This is a genomic window from Pseudomonas spartinae (assembly GCF_965197125.1).
GTDB classification, from domain to species: Bacteria; Pseudomonadota; Gammaproteobacteria; order Pseudomonadales; family Pseudomonadaceae; genus Aquipseudomonas; species Aquipseudomonas composti_A.
The window spans coordinates 1-23,765 of the sequence record NZ_CBDAMB010000010.1 but is presented as its reverse complement, the minus strand read 5'-3'; the positions used below and the strand labels follow the sequence as shown (position 1 = coordinate 23,765).

Genomic DNA, 23,765 nt, shown 5'->3' with positions numbered 1-23,765 from the left:
CGGCTTAGCGCTCGGCCAGGGTCGCCAGCACCAGCTGGCAGTTGTGCTGACCGTAGGCCTGCAGGACTTCGCGGGCACGCTCGTGGTCACGGGCGATGATCGCCTGAAGCAGGCTGGCGAAGGTGCCCATGAACTGGCCCATCTCGCCTTTGCGGCGCTCCAGCGCCAGGTGGTAGGTGCGACTGATGGCCGGCAGCAGATTCTCCAGGGTTTCCTGCAGATAAGGGTTGTCGGCGAAGGGAAAGGCGGCGCGCATCACGTCGAAACTGCCCTCGACGAAGGCAGCGATATCGCCGCGTTCCAGGCTGGCCAGCAGACGCTGCTGGATCTCGATGAACGGCGCCAGATCGGTTTCCACCTTCCAGCGCTCGATCACGGCGCGCGCCAGCATGATGTAGAGCTCGATGCTCAGGGCATAGAGGCTGGTGACCTGATGCGGGGTCAGTTCACTGACCTGGGCACCGCGACGCGGCAGGATCACGATCAGGTGACGGCGCTCGAGAATCAGCAGCGCTTCGCGCACCGAACCACGGCTGACATTGAGGGCCTGGGTAACTTTTTGCTCCTGGATGCGCTCACGTTCCTTGAGCTCACCGCGAATGATGCGTTCGGCCAGGTAATGGGCAATTTGCTCGGCGAGGCTGTCCGGGGCCTTGAACGTCATGACATTCCTTATTTGCGTCGAACCAGGGCAGGCGGTCGAGTCTGGGAGCCCCGCCACGGCTGGGCGGGAGCAAGAAAATCTGGCGGCGAGTGTAACACAGCGTGTTACCGCGCCAAACGCCCTCGCGGCGCACTTTCCCTTCTAAAGGTTGGGCATGGAAGTCTGGTCACGAAAATCGATTGTCCTACAATCGAACACCAATTCAACAACAAGAATTGACCGGAGAAAACCATGCTCGAACGCCTTCCTTCGCACTGGATGCTCGCCCTGAAAAAGGTCGGCTACTGGGTCTGGCTGATACCGGTACTGGGTATTCCACTGAGCTACCACTGGTCACTGGGCAGCCTGCATGCCGACGCCTGGCCCTGGCTGGTGATCAGCGTGGTGTTCGGCGTCATTCCCCTGCTGGATTTCGTCGTTGGCCGCGATCCGGCCAACCCGGATGAGCGCGACGACGTACCGGCACTGGAAGCCCAGGGCTACTATCGCCTGCTGAGTCTGGCCACGGTGCCGATGCTGCTGGCGATGCTGATGTGGAGTGGCTGGATATTCGCCACTCACGAAGGCTGGAGCTGGGTCGGCCAGCTCGGCTGGATGCTCTCGGTCGGCACGGTGATGGGCGCCATCGGCATCACCGTCTCGCACGAATTGATCCACAAGGACGCGCCCCTGGAGCAGAACGCAGGCGGCCTGCTGCTGGCAGCAGTGTGCTACGCCGGCTTCAAGGTCGAGCATGTGCGCGGCCACCATGTGCATGTCTCGACGCCCGAGGATGCCTCCTCCTCGCGCTTTGGCCAGAGCCTGTACGCCTTCCTGCCCCACGCCTACAAGCACAACTTCCTCAACGCCTGGCGGCTGGAGGCCGAACGCCTCAAGCGACGCTGCCTGCCGGCCCTGCATTGGCGCAACGAGCTGATCTGGTGGTACGCCATCAGTGCGCTGCTGTTGCTCGGCTTCACCCTGGCCTTCGGCTGGCTCGGTGCACTGTTCTTCCTCGGCCAGGCACTGACGGCCTTCACCCTGCTGGAGATCGTCAATTACGTCGAACACTACGGCCTGCACCGGCGCAAACTGGACAACGGCCGTTACGAGCGCACCACGCCACACCACTCATGGAACAGCAACTTCCTGCTGACCAACCTGTTTCTCTTCCACCTGCAGCGCCACTCCGACCACCACGCCTATGCCAAGCGCCGCTACCAGGTACTGCGCCACTTCGACGACAGCCCGCAACTGCCCAATGGCTATGCCGGAATGATCGTGCTCGCCCTCTTCCCACCGCTATGGCGTGCGGTAATGGACCCCAAGGTGCGCGCCTACTATGCCGGCGAAGAGCACCAACTGAGTGAATCGCAGCTGACCTGAGCACCCCGCTCGAGCACATCCGATCAACCCCGGCAGCGCAGGCTCCCGGGGTTTTGTTTTGTAGGGTGCCTCCGGACCGCCCAGGTCGTGCGCGCCTGCGTTGCGAACAACCTGGGCGCACGCGGCCTGGACGGCCTCGCGGCAGCCGATGCACAGCCCTTGCTGGCATGAAAACCGCTACTCTAAAGCCATGAATCCGGCCGGCCGCGCTCATAACCGAAACGCATGACAAACAGCTGACCACAAGGTCAAATATTTGTTGACCCAAAAGTCAGAAAACTCTAGATTGCCCCCAATGGCCAATCACGCCCGGGCCCTGCAATGCGTGCACACCCGGCGAGCCAAACGATTCATAACAATAAAGTGCCTGGAGGTCGTCCTTGATCCAGTTTTTACTCAACCGGGAGCTGCGCACCGAGCATGCCCTGGACCCCAACGTCACTGTGCTGGGCTACCTGCGTGAGCACGTCGGCAAAACCGGAACCAAGGAAGGCTGCGCCTCCGGCGACTGCGGTGCCTGCACCGTGGTGGTAGGCGAGCTCGACGGCGAGCGCGTGCGCTATCGCACCCTCAACTCCTGCCTGACCTTCGTTTCCAGCCTGCACGGCAAGCAACTGATCACCGTCGAAGACCTAAAACACCAGGGCAAGCTGCACAGCGTGCAGCAGGCGATGGTCGACTGCCACGGCTCGCAGTGCGGCTTCTGCACCCCCGGCTTCATCATGTCGCTGTTCGCCCTGCAAAAAAACTCAGGCGGCTATGACAAGGGCGCTACGTTGGAGGCCCTGGCCGGCAACCTGTGCCGCTGCACCGGCTACCGCCCGATCATCGATGCCGCCGAGCAGGCCTGCTGCCAGAAGCAGCCAGATCAGTTCGATGCCTTCGAGAGCGATACCGTCGCCCAGCTCAAGGCCATCACCCCGCGTGAAACCGCCGAACTCAACAGTGGCGACAAGCGTTGCCTGGTGCCGCTCACCGTGGCCGACCTGGCCGACCTCTACGCTGCCAACCCCGAAGCGCGCCTGCTTGCCGGCGGCACCGACTTGGCCCTGGAGGTCACCCAGTTCCACCGTGAACTGCCAGTGATGATCTACGTCGGCCATATCGAAGACATGAAGCGCATCGAAGTGACCGACAGCGCCATCGAGATCGGCGCCGCCGCCGCGCTGTCCGACTGCTACCAAGCGCTGTCGCACGAATACCCGGACTTCGGCGAGCTGCTGCACCGCTTCGCCTCGCTGCAGATCCGCAACCAGGGCACCCTGGGCGGCAATATCGGCAACGCCTCGCCCATCGGCGACGCCCCGCCGCTGCTGATCGCCCTCGGTGCGCAGATCGCCCTGCGCCAGGGCAACACCCGACGCATCCTGCCGCTGCAGGACTACTTCCTCGACTACAAGGTGACCGCGCGCCAGGAAGCCGAATTCATCGAGAAGATCATCGTGCCGCGCAAACAGGCGAATCAGGCGTTCCGCGCCTACAAGGTGTCCAAGCGCCTGGACGACGACATCTCCGCCGTCTGCGCCGCCTTCAACCTGACTATCGAAGATGGCGTGGTGACGGACGCGCGCATCGCCTTCGGTGGCATGGCCGCCATCCCCAAGCGCGCCAGTGCCTGCGAGGCCGCGCTGGTCGGCTCGGCCTGGTATCCGGGCGTGATCGAACACGCCTGCGAGGCGCTGGGTGAGGACTTCACCCCGCTGTCGGATTTCCGCGCCAGCAAGGAATACCGCCTGCTCACTGCCCAGAACCTGCTGCGCAAGTTCTTCCTGGAGCAGCAGTCGCCCGAGGTCGAGACCCGGGTGACCGCTTACGCGTAAGCGTGCAGTGAATTGATCCGCCGCTGGCCCGCCCAGCGGTATGCGAAGTTTTGGAGGCGAAGATGTCCAGTCATATCGAACACAAATCCCAGGAAGAGCTGGCCGCCCTGTTCCGCGCCGGCATGACCAGCGGCGTCGGCCGCAGCGTCAAGCACGAGAGCGCAGACAAGCATGTGTCCGGCGAAGCGGTCTATGTCGACGACCGCCTGGAATTCCCCAACCAGCTGCACGTTTACGCGCGCCAGTCCGACCGCGCCCATGCGCGCATCGTGCGCATCGACACCCGCCCCTGCTATGAGATTGCGGGCGTGGCCATCGCCATTACCAAGGATGACGTACCGGGCCAACTGGATATCGGCCCGGTGGTCGCCGGCGACCCGCTACTGGCCGACGGCAAGGTCGAGTACGTGGGTCAGGTGGTGCTGGCAGTCGCCGCTGACAGCCTGGAAAACGCGCGCAAGGCAGCCATGGCCGCGATCGTCGAATACGAGGACCTGGAGCCGGTGCTCGACGTGGTCGAGGCCTACCGCAAGAAGCACTTCGTGCTCGCCAGCCACACCCACTGCATCGGCGACTCGGCCAGCAAACTGGCCAGCGCCCCGCGTCGCCTGCAGGGCTCCCTGCATATCGGCGGCCAGGAACACTTCTACCTGGAAACCCAGATTTCCTCGGTGATGCCGACTGAAGATGGCGGCATGCTGGTCTACACCTCGACGCAGAACCCCACCGAAGTGCAGAAGCTGGTCGCCGAAGTGCTCGGCGTGCCGATGAACAAGATCGTCATCGACATGCGCCGCATGGGCGGCGGTTTCGGCGGCAAGGAAACCCAGGCCGCCGGCCCGGCGTGCCTGTGCGCGGTGATCGCGCACCTGACCGGCCGGCCGACCAAGATGCGCCTGCCGCGCATGGAAGACATGAGCATGACCGGCAAGCGCCACCCCTTCTACGTCGAGTACGACGTCGGCTTCGATGACGACGGCCTGCTGCACGGCATCGAGATGGACCTGGCCGGTAACTGCGGCTACTCGCCGGACCTGTCCGGCTCCATCGTCGACCGCGCCATGTTCCACTCGGACAACGCCTACTTCCTCGGCAACGCCACCATCAACGGTCACCGCTGCAAGACCAACACCGCGTCGAACACCGCCTATCGCGGTTTCGGCGGCCCGCAGGGCATGGTCGCCATCGAGGAAGTGATGGATGCCGTCGCGCGCAGCCTGGGCAAGGACCCGCTGGAAGTGCGCAAGCGCAACTACTACGGCAAGACCGAGCGCAACGTCACCCACTACCACCAGACCGTCGAGCACAACGTCATCCACGAGATGACCGCCGAGCTGGAGCAAAGCTGCGAGTACGCCAAACGCCGTGAAGAGATTCGCACCTTCAACGCCAAGAACCCAGTGCTGAAGAAAGGCCTGGCCATGACCCCGGTGAAGTTCGGCATCAGCTTCACCGCCACCTTCCTCAACCAGGCCGGCGCGCTGATCCACATCTACACCGACGGCTCGATCCACCTCAACCACGGCGGCACCGAGATGGGCCAGGGCCTCAACACCAAGGTCGCGCAGGTCGTCGCCGAAGTGTTCCAGGTCGATATCGAGCGCATCCAGATCACCGCCACCAACACCGACAAGGTGCCCAACACCTCGCCCACCGCTGCCTCCAGTGGTGCCGACCTCAACGGCATGGCCGCGAAGAACGCCGCCGAGACCATCAAACAGCGCCTGGTCGACTTCCTGGTGCGCGAGTACAAGGTCACCCCGGAAGACGTGGAATTCCGCAACGGCCAGGTACGGGTGCGCGATCATTTCCTGTCCTTCGAAGAGATGATCCAGAAGGCCTACTTCGGTCAGGTCTCGCTGTCCTCGACCGGTTTCTACCGCACCCCGAAAATCTACTACGACCGCGACAAGGCGGCTGGCCGTCCCTTCTACTACTACGCCTACGGCGTAGCCTGCGTGGAAGTGCTGGTCGACACCCTGACCGGCGAATACCGCATGCTACGTGGCGACATCCTGCATGACGTCGGCGACTCGCTGAACCCGGCCATCGACATCGGCCAGGTCGAAGGTGCCTTCGTCCAGGGCATGGGTTGGCTGACCATGGAAGAGCTGGTGTGGAACGCCAAGGGCAAGCTAGAGACCTGCGGCCCGGCCAGCTACAAGATCCCGGCCATCGCCGACATGCCCATCGACCTGCACGTGAAGCTGGTGGAAAACCGCAAGAATCCGGAAGACACCGTGTTCCACTCCAAGGCCGTGGGCGAGCCGCCGTTCATGCTCGGCATCGCCGCCTGGTGCGCCCTGAAGGACGCCGTGGCCAGCCTGGCCGACTACAAGGTGCAACCGCAGATCGACGCCCCGGCCACCCCCGAGCGCGTGCTCTGGGGGGTGGAGCAGATGCGCAAGCTGAAGGCTACGGCCAAGGCTGCCAATGCGGCCGAGGTCGAAACGGCCTGACGCGACCGGCCCCCTCTCCCATTCATGGGAGAGGGTGGCTCAAGCAACTCGATGGAGCCGGCAACCCTCTCCCCCGCCCCTCTCCCGCAAGCGGGAGAGGGGAGAACAGCTCGTAGGGTGGACAACCGCGAAGCGTTGTCCACCAGAGTCGTGAATGAAGAACAAAGCAGGTGTACAACAATGACAAAACACACCGAACCGAATAATCCACCCGCTCGCCCGGCACCGGTACCGATTCTCGCCCCGTCGCCGAGCAACTGGCGCCTGCCGCGCCCGGGACAGACCACGCCTTCCTGGAGGCTGAGCAAATGAGTTGGATCAGCGCCCTCGCCGACCTGCAGCAACAGGGTGAAGCCTGCGTGCTGGTGACCATCATCGAGGAACGCGGCTCGACGCCGCGTAATGCCGGCTCGAAAATGGTGGTCACCGCCGAGCGCATCTTCGAGACCATCGGCGGCGGTCACCTGGAATACAAGGCCATGCAGATGGCCCGCGAGATGCTCGCCAGCCGCAGCCAGGACACCCGCCTGGAGCGCTTCTCCCTTGGCGCCAGCCTCGGCCAGTGCTGCGGCGGCGCCACCGTGCTGCTGTTCGAGCCCATGGGCCAGCCGCAGGCGCAGGTCGCCGTGTTCGGCGCCGGCCACGTCGGTCGCGCGCTGGTGCCGCTGCTCGCCAGCCTGCCGTGCAAGGTGCGCTGGATCGACTCGCGGGAAAACGAATTTCCCGAGCACATACCAGCCGGCGTGGAGAAGATCGTGAGCGAGGACGTGGTCGACGAGGTGGAGAACATGCCACCCGGCAGTTACTACATCGTCATGACCCACAACCACCAGCTCGACCTGGAGCTGACTGCGGCGATCCTCAAACGTGGCGACTTCGCCTACTACGGCCTGATTGGCTCCAAGACCAAGCGCGTCAAGTTCGAGCATCGCCTGCGCGAGCGCGGCTTCGCTGACACACTGATGGCGCGCATGCGCTGCCCCATGGGCCTGACCGAGGTAAAGGGCAAGCTGCCGGTGGAAATTGCCGTATCCATCGCCGGCGAGGTGATCGCCACCTACAACGCGAGCTTCGGCCAGGACGTGAAGAAAGGCGAATCCAGCGTCGCCAAGCTTTTGCCGGCCTCGCGCCGGTCCTGACTCTCGGTGCGCTGTGCGCACCAGCCCCCATTTTTATGGTGCGCACGGCGCACCCCACGCACGAGATTCGAATGATGAGCAACACCCGCAAAGCTTACCGCGCCGCCATCCTGCACAGCCTTGCCGACCCGGCCGTGGTCGGTATCGAGCAGTCCTACGAGTATTTCGAGGACGGCATCCTGCTGATCGAAAACGGCAAGGTCGCCCAGGTGGGCGCGGCTGCAGAGTTGCTGCCGAAACTATCCGGTGTGGACGTCCAGCATTACCCTGACGCGCTGATCACACCCGGCTTCATCGACACCCACATCCACTACCCGCAAACCGGCATGATCGCCTCCTACGGCGAACAGTTGCTGGACTGGCTCAACACCTACACCTTCCCCACCGAACGGCAGTTCGAAGACAAGGCCCACGCCAGCGACGTGGCGGCGATCTTCCTCAAGGAACTGCTGCGCAACGGCACCACCACCGCGCTGGTGTTCGGCAGCGTGCATCCACAGTCCGTGGACGCCTTCTTCGAGCAGGCCGAGCTGCTCAACCTGCGCATGATCGCCGGCAAGGTGCTGATGGATCGCAATGCCCCGGATTACCTGACCGACACCGCCGAAACCGGTTACGCCGAGAGCAAGGCGCTGATCGAACGCTGGCACGGCAAGGGCCGCCTGCACTACGCGGTCACCCCGCGCTTCGCCCCCACCAGCACGCCGCGGCAACTGGAACTGGCCGGCAAGCTGCTGGGCGAATACCCGGACCTGTACATGCACACCCACCTGTCCGAGAACCGCAAGGAGATCGAGTGGGTGAAAGAGCTGTTCCCCGAGCGCAAGGGCTACCTCGACGTTTACGACCACCACAAGCTGATCGGCCCACGCGCGGTATTCGCCCACGGCGTGCACCTGTGCGACGAGGAATGCGCCCGGCTGGCCGAGACCGGCTCGGCGGTGGCCTTCTGCCCGACCTCCAACCTGTTCCTGGGCAGCGGCCTGTTCGACCTGAACAAGCTGCAAGCCCATGGCGTACGAGTCGGCCTGGGCACCGACGTCGGTGCTGGCACCAGCTTCAGCCAGCTGCAATCGCTGAACGAGGCATACAAGGTGATGCAGTTGCAGGGCAACAAGCTCGATCCGTTCAAGTCGCTGTACCTGGCCACGCTGGGCGGCGCCAACGCGCTGTATCTGGACTACAAGCTGGGCAACTTCCTGCCTGGCAAGGACGCCGACTTCCTGGTGCTGGACTACAACGCCACGCCGCTGATGAGCTATCGCATGCAGCAGGCCAAGAGCCTGGAAGAGCGCCTGTTTGCCCTGACCATGCTCGGTGATGACCGCGCCGTGAAAGAGACCTTCGCAGCCGGCGTATCGGTGCACCAGCGCGACTGAAGTCGACGAACCGAGCGCCTCGTAGGAGCGGATTTATCCGCGATCAGGCTCGACAGCATCGCGAATGAATTCGCTCCTACACAAATGCGCCTCACCTCAGCCACATCGTCTCCATAACGAAAAAGCCCCGATGCGCGAGCATCGGGGCTTTTTCGTTACACGCAGTCGATCAACGATTGGCAGCGCTGCGACCGGGCTTCTTCTTGGTCTGCAGCAGGTGCGAGAACACCGCATGCAGATCGTCCGAGGCGCTTTCCTCGTCCAGATTCAGCTTGCTGTCGATGTGATCCATGTGATGCATCATCAGCTGCACTGCACGCTCGGCATCGCGCGCCTCGATGGCGTCGATCAGCTGGTTGTGCTCGTCATAGGAGCAATGCGAGCGGCTGCCGCTTTCGTACTGGGCGATGATCAGCGAGGTTTGCGACACCAGGCTGCGCTGGAAACTCACCAGCGGCGCATTGCGTGCGGCCTCGGCCAGCTTCAGGTGGAACTCGCCGGACAGTCGAATGCCCGCGCCACGATCACCGCGCGAGAAGCTGTCCTGCTCGTCCTTGACCATCTGGCGCAGCTCGGCCAACTGCTCGGCGGTGGCGTGCTCGACGGCCAGCTCGGTGATGGCGCGCTCGACCAGGCGGCGCGCATAGAAGATCTGCCGCGCTTCATCAACGCTCGGGCTGGCCACTACTGCACCGCGATTTGGCCGCAGCAGCACCACGCCCTCGTGGGCCAGACGCGACAGGGCGCGACGAATGATGGTGCGGCTGACGCCGAAGATCTCGCCCAGGGCCTCTTCGCTCAGCTTGGTGCCAGGCGCCAGACGCTGCTCGAGAATGGCGTCGAAGATATGGGCATACACGACATCGTCCTGAGTCCCGCTGCGGCTGCTTTTGCCCGCGCGCGGCTGCTTCTTGAGAGGCTGCAATTGATCGTTCATTCTGGCTCGCGTCAATGAGAGTCGGCGACACTGCGACTCTACTGTGTTCTACCCAGTAGCTGACAAGCGCCGAGCAAAAAAACATCGGAAAAAAATTGAGGCAATTGTACACAAATCAATCAGCCTCCACACCATCCGCTGTCTGACGTCATAGCTGAGCTGCCGACAAGGCATCATTCACAACCGCGCACAGAACGACAAATTCTTTCCTTATATACAGCTGCCTTCTCAGTTCATTAGAGGCTAAGAGCCTGCTCCAGGCGTCGGAACGGCGCCCGGCAGACAGCTGCAGGCACGCTAGATATATCCCTATCTAATTGATTTAAAAGAATTTAGCTTTGAAGAGCAAAAGGATTGTCGCCGAATCCGCTCACTTCCCTGCCAAAGCCCTCGACTGGTTCGATTAATGCAACATTAAAAACATTAATTGCATTTTTTGTATACAACATCATAATCGCGCCTGAGTGACTTCTTGACCGCTCGGTCAACAACTTAGCCAGGAAGCACCATCGAGAACACCGCCTACCTCAGAGAGCATTGTCTTGCGCAACGCTCTGGGCGGTACACAACAAGAGAGATGAGGAGTACCCGCTGTGGAAAGCGTCAAACAAGAACAACACGCGACTCAACTGGCAAGAGGTGGCCTGCTCGACCGCTTCTTCAAACTGACCGAGCACCGCACCACCATCAAGACCGAACTGATCGCTGGCGTGACCACCTTCGTCACCATGGCCTACATCATCTTCGTCAACCCCAACATCATGGCCAGCGCCGGCATCGATCATGGTGCAGCCTTCGTCGCCACCTGCATCGGTGCGGCGCTGGGTTGCTTCCTGATGGGCCTGTACGCCAACTGGCCGGTCGGCCTGGCGCCGGGCATGGGTCTGAACGCGTTCTTCACCTACACCGTCGTCGGTGAAATGGGTTACAGCTGGCAGATCGCCCTGGGCGCGGTGTTCATCTCCGGCGTGCTGTTCATGATCATGAGCCTGTCGAAGATCCGCGAGTGGCTGCTCAACAGCATCCCGATGAGCCTGCGCTTCGCCATGGGCGCCGGGGTCGGCCTGTTCCTCGGCCTGATCGGCCTGAAGACTGCTGGCATCGTCGTCGACAGCCCGGCCACGCTGTTGACCATGGGCTCGTTCGGCAATCCTTCGGCGCTGCTTGCCGCCGTGTGCTTCCTGCTGATCGCCGTGCTCAGCCACCGCAACGTGTTCGGCGCCATCCTGTTCAGCATGCTCGGCGTGACCGCCATCGGCTGGGCGCTGGGCCTGGTGGAGTACGGCGGCCTGGTGTCGATGCCGCCGAGCCTGGCACCGACCTTCCTGGCCATGGACATCGCCGGTGCGTTCAACGTGGCGATGATCAGCGTGATCCTCGCGTTCCTCTTCGTGAACATGTTCGATACCGCCGGCACCCTGATGGGCGTCGCCCATCGCGCCAACCTGGTGGATGACGACGGCAAGATCCAGAACCTGTCCAAGGCGCTGAAAGCCGACTCCACCTCCAGCGTCATCGGCGCGATGGTCGGCTGCCCGCCGGTGACCAGCTACGTGGAGAGCGCGGCCGGCGTCGCTGCCGGCGGCCGCACCGGGCTGACCGCCATCACGGTCGGCATCCTGTTCCTTGCCGCGATGTTCTTCGCCCCGCTGGCCGGCATGATCCCCGCCTACGCCACCGCCGGCGCGCTGATCTATGTCGCGATGCTGATGATGAGCGGCATGGCTCACATCGACTGGAAGGACCACACCGACACCATCCCGGCCATCGTTACCGTGGTGATGATGCCGCTGACCTTCTCCATCGCCAACGGCATCGCCCTGGGCTTCCTCACCTATGCCACGCTGAAGCTGCTGACCGGCCAGGGCAACAAGGTGTCGCTGAGCCTCTACGCGCTGTGCATCATTTTCATCGCCAAGTTCGCCTTCCTCTGACGGCACCCTGACGCTGAACGATCCCCGGCCTTGTGCCGGGGCTTTTCGTTTGGCTCCGTCGCCGGCAGGCAACGCGTTGCGCCAGTTGGGTTCCGGATTTCATCCGGGCTACGGACTGCTTAGTCAAGGTTGCGCGCACCTAGCTACCCATCTCCCATTTATTGGCGCGCGCCGAGCGCAGAGGGATTGCCGGAGAAGGCTAAAAACAATGCAGGCAAAAAAAAGCCCGCAGTGTGAGCGGGCATAAGGACTCAAACGAGTCTGAGGGTGACAAGCATTCGTCTGGCAGGCGGCGGCCTGCCAGTCACTCAGCTACCGCGGTAGGTGGAGTAGCTGTATGGGGAAATCAGTAGCGGTACGTGGTAGTGCTCCTGGCCGGCATCGATGCCGAAGCGCAGGACGACCACGTCGAGGAATGCCGTGTCCGGCAGCTTCACGCCGCGGGCACGGTAGTAGTCGCCGGCGTGGAAGTGCAGCTGATAGACGCCCGTACGGTAATCATCACCCTGCAGCACCGGCGCATCGCAACGGCCATCGTGGTTGGTGGTAACGGTGGTGATCAGCTCCAGCTGCGCGCCTTCGACGCGATACAGCTCGACCTTGATGTCACTCCCTGGGCAGCCGTGCGCGGCATCCAGTACATGTGTAGTCAAACGTCCCATGGGTCTCGGATGCCCGCGGCGCAGAGCGGCCCACGAACACCACACCTCCTCTACTCTGTTGAAATCGGCTCGTCGCAATGCTCCGACGCAGTGGCAGGATAGCATGCAGGTCGAATATAAAACACTTTACTCACAAATTGTACACAATAAATCCAATGGAGATGCCATCAACGCACCAAAGCGGTTCGCTGCCTTCCTTATCGCAAACCAGCATTCATGCCGCCATCCGCGCAGATTGCTGACCAGCAAGGCAGTTTCACCGGCTGCACGCGCACTGAATAAAATGATGAAAAGTCGATTTACAAACGGCAAGCAACTTTGTATACAATTAGCCATCCCGGTCGCGTAGCCATCGATAACCCGGCACGCAGTGACCGCAACGCTCCAGATAGGAAGACTGCAGTGAACGCTGATTACCCACGCGATCTGATCGGCTACGGCGCAAACCCACCCCATCCGCACTGGCCGGGCGACGCCCGTATCGCCTTGTCCTTCGTGCTCAACTACGAAGAGGGCGGCGAACGCAACATCCTCCATGGCGACAAGGAATCCGAGTCCTTCCTCTCCGAGATGGTCGCCGCCCAGCCGCTGCAGGGCCAGCGCAACCTATGCATGGAGTCGCTCTACGAGTACGGCAGCCGCGCCGGTGTCTGGCGCCTGCTCAACCTGTTCAAGAAACACGACATTGCACTGACCGTCTTCGCCGTGGCCATGGCCGCCCAGCGTCACCCTGAGGTGATCAAGCAGATGGTCGCCGCCGGCCATGAAATCTGCAGCCATGGCTATCGCTGGATCGACTACCAGAACATGGACGAAGCCGGCGAGCGCGAGCACATGCTCGAGGCCATCCGCATCCTCACCGAGCTGACCGGCGAACGCCCGCTGGGCTGGTACACCGGCCGCCTGGGCCCGAACACCCGGCGCATCGTGCGTGAAGAGGGTGGCTTCCTCTACGACTCCGACACCTACGACGACGACCTGCCCTACTGGGACCCGGCCAGTACCGTGGAGAAGCCGCACCTGGTGATTCCCTACACCCTGGACACCAACGACATGCGCTTCACCCAGGTGCAGGGCTTCAACAAGGGCGACGACTTCTTCGAATACCTCAAGGACGCCTTCGACGTGCTCTACGCCGAGGGCGAAGCCGGCGCGCCGAAGATGCTGTCGATCGGCATGCATTGCCGCCTGCTCGGCCGGCCGGCCCGCCTGGCGTCGCTGGCCCGCTTCATCGAATACGTGAAGCGCCATGACAAGGTCTGGTGTGCCCGCCGTGTCGACATCGCCAGGCACTGGCACGCCACCCACCCCTTCCGCGCGACCGAATGAGAGAGCCGCCCATGAGCCGTTTCCAGACCCTGACCCCTTCCCAGCTGAGCCGTGACGCGTTCGTCGCGGCCTTCGCCGACATCTACGAGCACTCGCCCTGGGTGGCCGAGAAGGCCTATGACCTTGGCCTCGACGCTAGTGTCGACGACATCGACAGCCTGCAGCAGCGCATGGCCGACATCCTCCTGAGCGCCAGTCATGAAGCGCAACTGGCGCTGATCAACGCGCACCCGGACCTAGCCGGCAAAGCGGCCGTGCGCGGCGAACTGACCGCCTCCAGCACCGCCGAGCAGTCCGGCGCCGGCATTCATGAATGCACCGCCGAGGAGTTCGCGCGCTTCACCGAACTCAACGATGCCTACAAGGCCAAGTTCGGCTTCCCCTTCATCAAGGCCGTCAAGGGCAGCAACCGCCATCAGATTCTGGCGGCCTTCGAGGAGCGCATTCACAACACGCCGGAGCAGGAGTTCACCACCGCTCTGGCCGAGATCAACAAGATCGCCCTCTTCCGCCTGCAGCAGCTGTAATGCTGTCGCCTCACTCCAACGAACAATATAAGTAGAACAGCCATGCGTAGCCTGACCATCGAGCCCCTGAGCAAAGAAGCCTTCGCCCCTTTCGGTGACGTGATCGAAACCGAAGGCAGTGATTTCTTCATGATCAACAACGGTTCCACCCGCCGCTATCACAAGCTGGCCAGCGTGGAGACCGCACAGCCGGAGGATCAGGCCATCATCAGCATCTTCAGCGCCGAGTCGCTCGAGATGCCGCTGACCATTCGCATGCTGGAACGCCATCCGCTGGGCAGCCAGGCTTTCATCCCGCTGCTCGGCAACCCCTTTCTGATCGTGGTCGCGCCACTTGGCGATGTACCTGTATCAGGGTCCGTCCGTGCCTTCCTCAGCAATGGCAGGCAGGGCGTCAATTACCATCGCGGCGTCTGGCACCACCCGGTGCTGACGATCGAAAAGCGGGATGACTTCCTGGTGGTTGATCGCAGTGGTTCCGGCAACAACTGCGATGAGCATTTCTTCAATGAGGACGAGCTTCTTCTCCTCAACCCCCACCAATAAGAGAAGCCCGGGGCTGGCGTGCCTCCCCCGGGGAAAGAGGTACAGATCGTGGAAGCACATTTCACCGAATGGCTAAACCTGGGCATCCGCTGGATCCATATGATCACCGGTATCGCCTGGATCGGCGCGTCATTCTATTTCGTCTGGCTGGAGAACAACCTCAACCGTAGCAACCCACGCGAGGGCCTGTCGGGCGACCTCTGGGCGATTCACGGCGGCGGCATCTACCACCTGGAAAAATACAAGCTGGCCCCACCGAAAATGCCGGAGAACCTGCACTGGTTCAAATGGGAGGCCTACTTCACCTGGCTGTCGGGCGTCGCCCTGCTGCTGGTGGTCTACTACCTCAATCCGAGCCTGTATCTGGTCAAGCCGGGTGTCGATCTGGCGCCCGCCGCGGCCATCGCCATCGGCCTCAGCTCCATGGCCGTCAGCTACCTGATCTACCACTTTCTGTGCGACTCGCCACTGGGCAAGCGCCCCGCTCTGCTCGGCGCCGTGCTGTTCGTGCTGATCATCGCTGCCGCCTATGGCTTCAGCCAGATCTTCAGCGGCCGCGCGGCGTACATCCATACCGGCGCCATCATCGGCACCATCATGGTCGGCAACGTGTTCTTCACCATCATGCCGGCCCAGCGCGCGCTGGTTAAGGCGATCGAAACCAACACCACACCCGATCCCCTGTTGCCGGCCAAGGGCCTGCTGCGCTCGCGCCACAACAACTACTTCACCCTGCCAGTGCTGTTCATCATGATCAGCAACCACTTTCCGAGCACCTACGGCAGCCAGTACAACTGGGCGATCCTGGCCGGTATCGCGATTCTGGCCGTGCTGGTTCGTCACTATTTCAACACCCGCCACGACAGCAGCAAGTATGTCTGGACCTTGCCGGCCGCGGCGCTGGGCATGATCTGCCTGGCCTACGTCACCTCCCCGGCGCATCGCGCACCGGCCGCCGCTCCGGTGGCCGCCGTCGAGCAACCGGCGAGCGAGACCGTGGCAAAGGTCGAGGAAGTCGGTGAAGCCGCACCAGCCGAACACTCCTCCAGTGGCAATGGCGCCGCGGCCAGCAGCGCAGAGGGCGGCGACTTCGCCAAGGTCGAGAACGTGATCCACGAGCGCTGCACCGTGTGCCACTCGGCGAATCCGACCAGCCCGATGTTCAGCGCGGCGCCAGCCGGCCTGATGCTCGATACGCCGGAGCAGATGCAGGCTCAGGCGGCGAAGATCCACGCCCAGAGCGTTGCCTCGCAGATCATGCCGCTGGGCAACATCACCCAGATGACCCAGGACGAACGCGACCTGATCGGCAGCTGGATCGCCAAGGGCGCTCAGATCAACTGATTGCCACACATGTCGCGTCCGTGACTGGGCGCGGCATCTTTTACGCCCCCGAACCGCCGGCAGCGCAAGCTGACCGGCGGTTCTTTTTTTGTGCACAATCTGTAAATAAATTGTTTTTAACCGTGTCCACATATTGCTATAGTCGCCACATCCTGACCACCTAGACAACTTTCTAGCAAGCAGGAAAGAGGTGCCGTGAAGCCTCGTGTAAGCCCATGACCGTATAAAAACAAATGGCAGGCTATGACATGACCACAGACAGCAACGCCCCCACCCCAGCTACGCCCGTCGGCAACAATGACCTGATCTACCAGCTGGACGACACGCCAGCGTTCGCTCCCGCCATCTTCGCGGCGCTGCAACATGTGCTGGCCAGCTTCGTCGGCATCATCACCCCCACCCTGATCGTCGGCAGCGCCCTGGGCCTCGGCGCCCATGTGCCCTACCTAGTGAGCATGGCGCTATTCGTTTCGGGCCTCGGCACCTTCGTCCAGGCCAAGCGCATCGGCCCGATCGGTTCTGGCCTGCTGTGCCTGCAAGGCACCAGTTTCGGCTTTCTCAGCGTGGTGCTCAGCGCCGGCTTCATCGTCAAGGGCCGTGGCGCCAGCGAGGAGGAAATCCTCGCCACGCTGTTTGGCATCTGCTTCTGTGCAGCCTTCGTCGAGATCGCCTTCAGCCAGTTCATCAACAAGCTGCGCAAGGTCATCACCCCGGTGGTCACCGGCACCATCATCTGCCTGATGGGCCTGTCGCTGATCAAGGTCGGCATGACCGACCTGGCCGGCGGCTACGGCGCGCCGGACCTCGGCGCGCTGCACCACCTGGCCCTGGGCGGTCTGGTACTGGGTACCATCGTCGTGCTCAACCGCGCCGCGTCGCAGGTGCTGCGCCTGTCGGCGGTGATCATCGGCCTGACCCTCGGCTTCGCTGTAGCCTGGTTCACCGGCCAGGTGAACTTCGCCAATATGGCCGACGTGCCGCTGATCAGCGTGCCGCAGCCGCTCAAGTACGGGTTCGGTTTCGACTGGATCGCCTTCGTGCCCATTGCCGTGATCTTTCTGATCACCCCGCTGGAAACGGCCGGTGACCTGACCGCCAACTCGATCATTTCCAAGCAGCCGGTGAAAGGCCCGCTGTACATGCGCCGCATCAAGTCCGGGGTACTGGCCGATGGCTGCAACTCGGCGGTGGCCGCGCTGTTCAACAGCCTGCCGATGACCACCTTCAGCCAGAACAACGGGGTCATTCAGCTCACCGGCGTCGCCAGCCGTCACGTGGCCTTCTATATCGCCGGCATCCTGGTCCTGCTCGGCCTGTTCCCGGTCGTCGGCGCCGTGCTGCAACTGATGCCCAAGCCGGTACTCGGCGGCGCCACCCTGATCATGTTCGGCACCGTCGCGGTGGCCGGCATCAAGATTCTCAGCGAAGCCGGTCTGCACCGCCGCAACGTGCTGATCGTGGCCATTTCCCTGGGCCTCGGCCTGGGTGTAGCCGGCGTGCCAGAAGTGCTTTCGCACTTGCCGGACGTGCTGAAGAACATCTTCGGCTCACCGATCACCATCGGGGCCTTCAGCGCCATTGCGCTGAACATTTTCCTGCCGGACGAGCAGCAGGAAGTGGAAGAAGACGACTACGATCCCGAGGCGCACCTGCACACCGTGCTGCAGAACCGCCAGGACGATGGCGTCGATGAGCATAGCCTCACCACCTTGAAGCGCGACCTTACCCCGGACGCGCGCACCAGCTGACCCCAGCATACCGATCCACTCCCGGCAGCCTGCTGCCGGGGGACACCTGCTTGCACCTCAAAACAAGGACAATTCATGAAACTCAAGCATCTGCCTCACTGCTTCGCGCTGTCAGCCGGACTGTTCTCCGGTCAGCAGGCGCTCGCTGGCGACCTGCTCTACTGGCAGGACAACAGCCTGTCGTACCTGTATGGCGAGAACTTCCAGCGCATGAACTTCAACGGCGAAGAACAGCGCACCCAGACCACCTTCACCTTCGAGCACGCCAGTGGCTGGGCCTGGGGCGACATCTTCTACTTCCTCGACTACATCCACGCCGACAACGTGCAGACGCGCGGCAGTTTCGACAACGGCAGCTTCCGCCAGCACGACAAGGATTCCTTCTACTACATGGAATTCTCCCCGCGCGTCAGCCTGAGCTGGCTGAGCGGACAGAAGCTGGCCGCCGGACCGATCAAGGACGTGTTCGCTGCCTTCACCTATGAAAAAGGCACCGGCGGCCCTGGCCCGGAAAACTACCTGTTTGGCGTCGGCCTGGACTGGGAAGTCCCCGGTTTCACCTACTTCAAGACCAACCTGTATCAGGTGAAGATCAACAATCACACCTTCTTCGCCGACCGTGACAGCAACGGCTACGCCACCCAGCTGACCGTCAGCGCGGCTTACCCGTTCAGCCTGGGCGACCAGGACTTCGTCGTCGACGGCTTCCTCGACTGGCGCTCGCCATCGCGCGATGCCGGCACCCAGACCTCGGTCGGCTCCTCGATCCAGGTCAAGTGGGACGCGGGCAAAGCCCTGTTTGGCAAGGAGCGTCAGCTCTACGTGGGGACCGAGATCAACATGTGGCGCGCCAAGTACGGGGTGAAGCCGGTGGACGGCTCGGATGATCGCTTCGACCAGACCGCCGTGCAGGCACTGGTCAAGTACCACTTCTGATCACGGCCGCAACGAACCTCGCCGACGTCGGGTAGGGACGGCGGCCAGGTAAAAGGGGGATGGGCGTTCGCGCCCTTCTCCCTTTTTCTTTGAGCTGCAAATGCCAGGTCCGCACGGCGCCCAGCCTTTGGCAAAGCGGCCTGAACTATCGCACCAACCCAGCACCCAGAAGCAGATCAAGCACCATCTCAGTGCGCAATCGGATACATCCAAACCACTTCCCGACCAGCACCTTGCAATCACACAACTGACTGCGAGGTCAAGTTTTTGATCACAAAATACAGATTTTTTGTGTGCAATTTATCCGAAAGCCATATTCATCAATGCATTTTCTGTGTACAAGACAATCAGGTTCCTACCGAATCACTGTCGAATTGGCTGTATACATTGAATCAGTCATGACGCGAATACAAAACCGGAACGAAACCTGCAGACAAATCTCCTCATAGAACGCCGCGGCGCAAGAACAAAACTGGGAGCTGTCCATGTCCAACACCGAAGACTTTCGCATCAAGAACATCGATCCCTCGCTACACAACGAGGACCTCGCCCCGCTGGCTCCCGAGAAACGCACCTGGGGCTGGTTCGAGATCTTCAACGTCTGGTCGAACGACATTCAGAGTCTGTTCGGCTACACCCTGGCGGCGACGCTGTTCATCTCCTACGGGCTCAATGGCTGGGCCGTGCTGGCCGGCATCGTGCTCGCCGGTTTCATCGTCATGGGTCTGGTGCAACTGACCGGCAGACCGAGCGTCAAGTACGGCATCCCCTTCCCGGTGTTCGCCCGCGCCAGCATGGGCGTGCGCGGCGCCAACTTCCCTGCGCTGGTGCGCGGCATCGTCGCGATCTTCTGGTACGGCGTGCAGACCTACTTTGCCTCCACCGCCGTGGCACTGCTGCTCAATTCATTGCTGCAACCACAGGACCCGGCCCTGTACCTGGGCCTGACCGCCATCGGCTGGCTGTCCTACGTGATCGTCTGCCTGTTCCAGGTCGGCCTGTTCGTCTGCGGCATGAGCTGGATCACCCGCTTCCTCAACTGGGCCGGGCCACTGGTCTACGTGGTGATGATCGCGCTGATGGGCCTGATCTGGTACAAGGCCGGCCCGAGCCTGCTCAGTGAGCTGGGCAACATCTTCAGTGGCACAGGTGAATACAAGGCCGGTCCGGTGACCGCGTTCTTCGCCGTGGTCGGCACCATGGTCGCCTACTTCGCTGCGGTGGTAATCAACTACGGCGACTTCGCCCGCTTCGTCAAAAGCGAAAAGCAGATGACCATCGGCAACTTCCTCGGCCTGCCGGTTAGCCTGGCGTTCTTCTCGCTGATCGCCCTGGTGATCACCGCAGGCACCGTGGTGGTGTTCGGTGAAACGCTGACCAACCCGACCGACATCGTCGCACGAGTGGACAACCTGACCCTGACCATCATCGCCGCGCTGACCTTCTTCGCCGCGACCGTGGGCATCAACCTGGTAGCCAACTTCATTCCGCCAGCCTATGACCTGGCCAACCTGGCACCGGCGCATATCAGCGCACGGACCGGGGGCTTCATCGCTGCCGGCATCGCCTTCTTCATCGGCGCCCTGTGGGTGGCCTTCATCAGCAACGTCGGCATCGCTGCCTTCGTCGACACCCTGGGCGCCGTGCTCGCGCCGCTGTACGGCATCATCGTCGCCGACTACTACCTGGTGCGTCGGCGCAAGCTCGACCTGCAGCAGCTGTTCAGTGCCGAGGTGGGTTCGACCTACTACTTCGATGGCGGCTGGAACCGCAAGGCGATGCTCGCCTTCGTCGTCGGCTCGGTGTTCTCCGTCGCGTCGGTGTGGGCGCCTGGCCTCAGCCAGCTGTCCGGCTATGCCTGGCTGCTCGGCGCCCTGCTCGGCGCAGTGCTGCACTATGGCCTGATGCACGGCCATGCACAGGCACTGAAACGCGCCGACGCCAGTCTCTGAGCAATCACTGACGGGACGAAGCCGGCGCCTGCGCGCCGGCTTTTTCTTTCTGCCGCTCGAGAAAGTCCACCTTCCATTGCTCGACCCCCATGTACTCACTATCGAGATTGGCCCCTACCCGATAGCTCGCCTTGAGCGCCGCCACCTGGGCCGCGTGTTCCGCGAGAAAACGATCGAAACGGGTGATCAGCTGCGGATGGCGCAGGCTCGACAGATGAAAACTGCCACGGGTGTGCGGCAACTTGGGGTCGAACACCAGGGCACCAGGCCGGGCGCGAATGTTGTCCAGATAATGGGTGGCCACCACCACATTGAAGTAAGCGCCGTCAGTCTCCTGCTTCAAGGCCTGACGAATCATCTGGCGCAGGTCCTCGCTGTAGCTCAGCTGGATCTGCCCGCTGTCGATGGCCTGCTCGTAACCCCGCGGCGTCCAGCCCTGCACCATGGCCAGCCGATGGATGCCCGCCAGCGTTCGCCCCTTACGCTGCGGCGCCACCAGTACACCATCGACGTAATCGACCACGGCCTGACTGTAGTGCAGCGTCATGCCGGCCTTCTGTGCTGCGGCCCAGTGCGGACTGTCGGGATACTTGAGGTCGATCTCGCCACGCTGCAAAGCCGACAGCAACTGATCCACCGGCAGCGCCTTGTAGCTCAGGCTGACACCACTGTCGGCGGCGAAAGCATCCAGCAACTCGCGAGCGAAACCACGGTACTGGCCTTCGTCATCGAGGCTGTAATGCGGTGCGAACGGCAGATCCTCGACGCCGACCACGTAGGTCTGGGCCAGGGCGCCGGGGGCCACAAGGGCAAATAGCAGACACAGTCGTACGGGCTTCATGTAGAGCCTCCTTATTGTTGTAGTGGAATCCGAAGGCGGTTCTACCCGCCGGTCATGCTCATGAAGCGCACCACTTGGACCTGCTCGTCGGTGGCGAAGTGGTGCCGCTCGGGCTTGAGCCGCAGCGCGTCGATCAGCGCCTGACGCAGGCGCTCGCCGTCACCCGGATGAGCGCGCAGCAGGCGCTTGAGATCCAGTGCGTTGTCGTGGCCGAGGCAGAGCACCAGCTTGCCCTCGGCGGTGACCCGCACACGATTGCAGTCGCCGCAGAAGTTGTGGCTGTGCGGTGAGATGAACCCTACCTGAGTCTGCGTACCGACCACTTGCCAGTAGCGCGACGGCCCGCCGGTGACCTTGCTGCTGCGCACCAGCGCATGACGCTGCTCGATGCGCTGGCGCACTTCGTCACTGGAGCAGAAGGTCTGCTCGCGGCTGTGGCTGACCACGCTGCCCAGCGGCATCTCCTCGATGAAGCTGATATCCAGGCCGCGCGCGATGGCGAACTCGACCAGGTCCAGTACTTCGTCGTCGTTACGCCCGCTCTGCACCACGCTGTTGAGCTTGATCCGCTCGAAGCCGGCGGCACGCGCCGCGTCGATGCCGGCCAGCACCTGATCGAGCTTGTCGCGCCGGGTAAAGGCGGCGAAACGCTCGCGCTGCAAAGAATCCAGACTGATGTTCAGGCGCCTCACGCCCGCTGCGCGCAGCGGCGCGGCCATCTCCACCAGTTGCGAACCATTGGTGGTGATCGCCAGGTCATCCAGCTCCTCGCGCTGCCCCAGGCGCCGCAGCAGGCTCAGCAGGTTCTTGCGCACCAGCGGTTCGCCGCCGGTGATGCGAATACGCTGCACACCGAGGCCGATGAAGGCGTCGGCCACGGCGTAGAGTTCTTCCAGGCTGAGAATCTGCGCGCGCGGGGCAAACTGCATGTCTTCGCTCATGCAGTAGGTGCAGCGAAAATCGCAGCGATCGGTCACCGACAAACGCAGGTAGGTGATGCGCCGACCGAAGGGATCAACGAGCTGATGGGTATTCACGGTGGGTCTCCTGCAGCGTCACGCGCCGAGACTTTTTGTCATGGATAACGCTGTGCGCGATAGAAACAGAAAAGCGATTTCCTGTATACGAAAATTTGACTACGGAGTCAGTTAAGCGCTGAGCAGCCCGTGGCCACTGCCTTGAGCCTCGCGCAAAGCCGGTGCTACCATGCCCGACCGCCGTCCGGCGGCAGAGCAAACCACAGGGCCTTATGACCAGCATCCGCGAGCGTAACAAAGAGCTCATCCTGCGTGCAGCCAGCGAGGAGTTCGCCGACAAGGGCTTCGCCGCCACCAAGACCAGTGATATTGCGGCCAAGGCAGGCCTGCCCAAGCCCAACGTCTACTACTACTTCAAGTCCAAGGAAAACCTCTACCGCGAGGTCCTGGAAAGCATCATCGAGCCGCTGCTGGCCGCCTCTGCCCCCTTCAACCAGCCGGGCCACCCGAGCGAAGTACTGACTGCCTACATCCGCTCGAAGATCCGCATCTCCCGCGAACTGCCCCATGCCTCCAAGGTGTTCGCCAGCGAAATCATGCACGGCGCGCCGCACTTGTCAGCGGAACAGACCGAACAGCTCAACGCCCAGGCCAAACACAACATCGCCTGCATCCAGCGCTGGATCGATCAGCGGCAAATGGCGCAGGTCGACCCACACCACCTGCTGTTCAGCATCTGGGCAGCGACCCAGACCTACGCCGACTTCGACTGGCAGATCTCCACCGTCACCGGCAAGGCCAGCCTCGATGATGCCGACTACGAAGCCGCCGCGCAGACCATCATTCGCCTGGTACTCAAAGGCTGCGACGTCAGCCCGATGCCGTCGAAGGCTTCCGAGCTGATCACCAGCGCCTGAGTCGAGTCCGCGGCATATACCGAACCCGTAGGGTGCGCCGCGCGCACCGAGTTTACGACACGGACGCTCGGGAAGCCTTGGTGCGCACGGCGCCCCTGCGAACTGGTGGATGTAAAAAGCGACATCCACCCTACGCATAGCCGAAAACCGTGGAAGGCGCTTTAGCAGCCTGTTGAAATTCGCCTACGCCCTGTCTGGCTTTGCGGCGTAAGGTTTACGATATCGGCTCCAATCTGCCGGGAACCCCGATTTCCATGCGTGGCGCCGATATCACTCAGGAATCCTTGTT

The 23,765-nt window shown here is 62.4% G+C and carries 19 protein-coding genes; 14 read left to right on the top strand and 5 right to left on the bottom strand.

All coding sequences use genetic code 11. From position 1 onward, the window contains the following. Positions 1 to 4: 4 nt before the first annotated feature. Entirely contained in the window at positions 5 to 664 is a 660-nt protein-coding gene (locus ACN8M7_RS19905; RefSeq protein WP_490261887.1) for a GntR family transcriptional regulator, read from the bottom strand. Positions 665 to 895: 231 nt separating this feature from the next. On the opposite strand from ACN8M7_RS19905, the gene ACN8M7_RS19900 reads away from it, so the two are divergent. The 5 genes from ACN8M7_RS19900 to guaD all read left to right on the top strand — a co-directional run bounded on the left by ACN8M7_RS19900 (position 896) and on the right by guaD (position 8,826). Further along, the gene (locus ACN8M7_RS19900; RefSeq protein WP_490261886.1) at positions 896 to 2,029 is read left to right on the top strand and encodes an alkane 1-monooxygenase; all 1,134 of its coding nucleotides are present in this window, start codon (positions 896 to 898) and stop codon (positions 2,027 to 2,029) included. Positions 2,030 to 2,409: 380 nt separating this feature from the next. After that, on the top strand, positions 2,410 to 3,849 hold the full coding sequence (gene xdhA / locus ACN8M7_RS19895) for a xanthine dehydrogenase small subunit (protein WP_490261885.1): 1,440 nt from the start codon (positions 2,410 to 2,412) through the stop codon (positions 3,847 to 3,849). 62 nt (positions 3,850 to 3,911) lie between these two features. Continuing rightward, the gene (gene xdhB / locus ACN8M7_RS19890) at positions 3,912 to 6,308 is read left to right on the top strand and encodes a xanthine dehydrogenase molybdopterin binding subunit (RefSeq protein WP_490261884.1); all 2,397 of its coding nucleotides are present in this window, start codon (positions 3,912 to 3,914) and stop codon (positions 6,306 to 6,308) included. 308 nt (positions 6,309 to 6,616) lie between these two features. Beyond that, complete coding sequence (gene xdhC, locus ACN8M7_RS19885; protein WP_490261883.1) at positions 6,617 to 7,447, top strand: xanthine dehydrogenase accessory protein XdhC; 831 nt, start codon at positions 6,617 to 6,619, stop codon at positions 7,445 to 7,447. Between the two features lie 74 nt (positions 7,448 to 7,521). Next, positions 7,522 to 8,826, top strand: coding sequence for a guanine deaminase (gene guaD / locus ACN8M7_RS19880; RefSeq protein ID WP_490262018.1), 1,305 nt, complete (start codon positions 7,522 to 7,524; stop codon positions 8,824 to 8,826). A gap of 169 nt (positions 8,827 to 8,995) precedes the next feature. On the opposite strand, the gene ACN8M7_RS19875 is transcribed toward guaD, so the two are convergent. Next, the gene (locus tag ACN8M7_RS19875; protein ID WP_061242525.1) at positions 8,996 to 9,763 is read right to left on the bottom strand and encodes a GntR family transcriptional regulator; all 768 of its coding nucleotides are present in this window, start codon (positions 9,761 to 9,763) and stop codon (positions 8,996 to 8,998) included. Between the two features lie 593 nt (positions 9,764 to 10,356). Here ACN8M7_RS19875 and ACN8M7_RS19870 point away from each other — a divergent pair. Continuing rightward, a complete protein-coding gene (locus ACN8M7_RS19870; RefSeq protein WP_061242527.1) occupies positions 10,357 to 11,697 on the top strand; it encodes an NCS2 family permease in 1,341 nt (446 codons plus the stop codon). A gap of 308 nt (positions 11,698 to 12,005) precedes the next feature. On the opposite strand, the gene uraH is transcribed toward ACN8M7_RS19870, so the two are convergent. After that, the gene (gene uraH / locus ACN8M7_RS19865) at positions 12,006 to 12,359 is read right to left on the bottom strand and encodes a hydroxyisourate hydrolase (RefSeq protein ID WP_017679213.1); all 354 of its coding nucleotides are present in this window, start codon (positions 12,357 to 12,359) and stop codon (positions 12,006 to 12,008) included. A gap of 402 nt (positions 12,360 to 12,761) precedes the next feature. Between uraH and puuE the strand changes: the two genes are divergently transcribed. The 7 genes from puuE to ACN8M7_RS19830 all read left to right on the top strand — a co-directional run bounded on the left by puuE (position 12,762) and on the right by ACN8M7_RS19830 (position 20,741). After that, the gene (gene puuE / locus ACN8M7_RS19860) at positions 12,762 to 13,688 is read left to right on the top strand and encodes an allantoinase PuuE (protein ID WP_490261882.1); all 927 of its coding nucleotides are present in this window, start codon (positions 12,762 to 12,764) and stop codon (positions 13,686 to 13,688) included. 11 nt (positions 13,689 to 13,699) lie between these two features. Continuing rightward, positions 13,700 to 14,215: a 2-oxo-4-hydroxy-4-carboxy-5-ureidoimidazoline decarboxylase gene (gene uraD, locus ACN8M7_RS19855; RefSeq protein WP_490261881.1), complete on the top strand. Its 516-nt coding sequence runs from the start codon at positions 13,700 to 13,702 to the stop codon at positions 14,213 to 14,215. Positions 14,216 to 14,257: 42 nt separating this feature from the next. Next, the gene (locus ACN8M7_RS19850; protein ID WP_061242533.1) at positions 14,258 to 14,761 is read left to right on the top strand and encodes an ureidoglycolate lyase; all 504 of its coding nucleotides are present in this window, start codon (positions 14,258 to 14,260) and stop codon (positions 14,759 to 14,761) included. A 48-nt stretch (positions 14,762 to 14,809) separates the two neighbouring features. Then, a complete protein-coding gene (locus ACN8M7_RS19845) occupies positions 14,810 to 16,105 on the top strand; it encodes a urate hydroxylase PuuD (protein ID WP_490261880.1) in 1,296 nt (431 codons plus the stop codon). 233 nt (positions 16,106 to 16,338) lie between these two features. Next, the gene (locus tag ACN8M7_RS19840) at positions 16,339 to 17,853 is read left to right on the top strand and encodes a nucleobase:cation symporter-2 family protein (RefSeq protein WP_061242538.1); all 1,515 of its coding nucleotides are present in this window, start codon (positions 16,339 to 16,341) and stop codon (positions 17,851 to 17,853) included. A 75-nt stretch (positions 17,854 to 17,928) separates the two neighbouring features. Beyond that, entirely contained in the window at positions 17,929 to 18,789 is an 861-nt protein-coding gene (locus tag ACN8M7_RS19835; protein ID WP_490261879.1) for an outer membrane protein OmpK, read from the top strand. Positions 18,790 to 19,274: 485 nt separating this feature from the next. Further along, a complete protein-coding gene (locus ACN8M7_RS19830) occupies positions 19,275 to 20,741 on the top strand; it encodes an NCS1 family nucleobase:cation symporter-1 (RefSeq protein ID WP_490261878.1) in 1,467 nt (488 codons plus the stop codon). Positions 20,742 to 20,745: 4 nt separating this feature from the next. Here the strand turns inward: ACN8M7_RS19830 and ACN8M7_RS19825 are convergent, their stop codons facing one another. Continuing rightward, on the bottom strand, positions 20,746 to 21,582 hold the full coding sequence (locus ACN8M7_RS19825; RefSeq protein ID WP_490261877.1) for a substrate-binding periplasmic protein: 837 nt from the start codon (positions 21,580 to 21,582) through the stop codon (positions 20,746 to 20,748). 41 nt (positions 21,583 to 21,623) lie between these two features. Then, positions 21,624 to 22,619 carry a GTP 3',8-cyclase MoaA gene (moaA, locus tag ACN8M7_RS19820; protein WP_490261876.1) on the bottom strand — a complete coding sequence of 332 codons (996 nt, stop codon included), beginning with the start codon at positions 22,617 to 22,619 and terminating at the stop codon, positions 21,624 to 21,626. Positions 22,620 to 22,831: 212 nt separating this feature from the next. Between moaA and ACN8M7_RS19815 the strand changes: the two genes are divergently transcribed. Next, positions 22,832 to 23,476, top strand: coding sequence for a TetR/AcrR family transcriptional regulator (locus ACN8M7_RS19815; RefSeq protein ID WP_061241288.1), 645 nt, complete (start codon positions 22,832 to 22,834; stop codon positions 23,474 to 23,476). Positions 23,477 to 23,765: the final 289 nt, after the last annotated feature.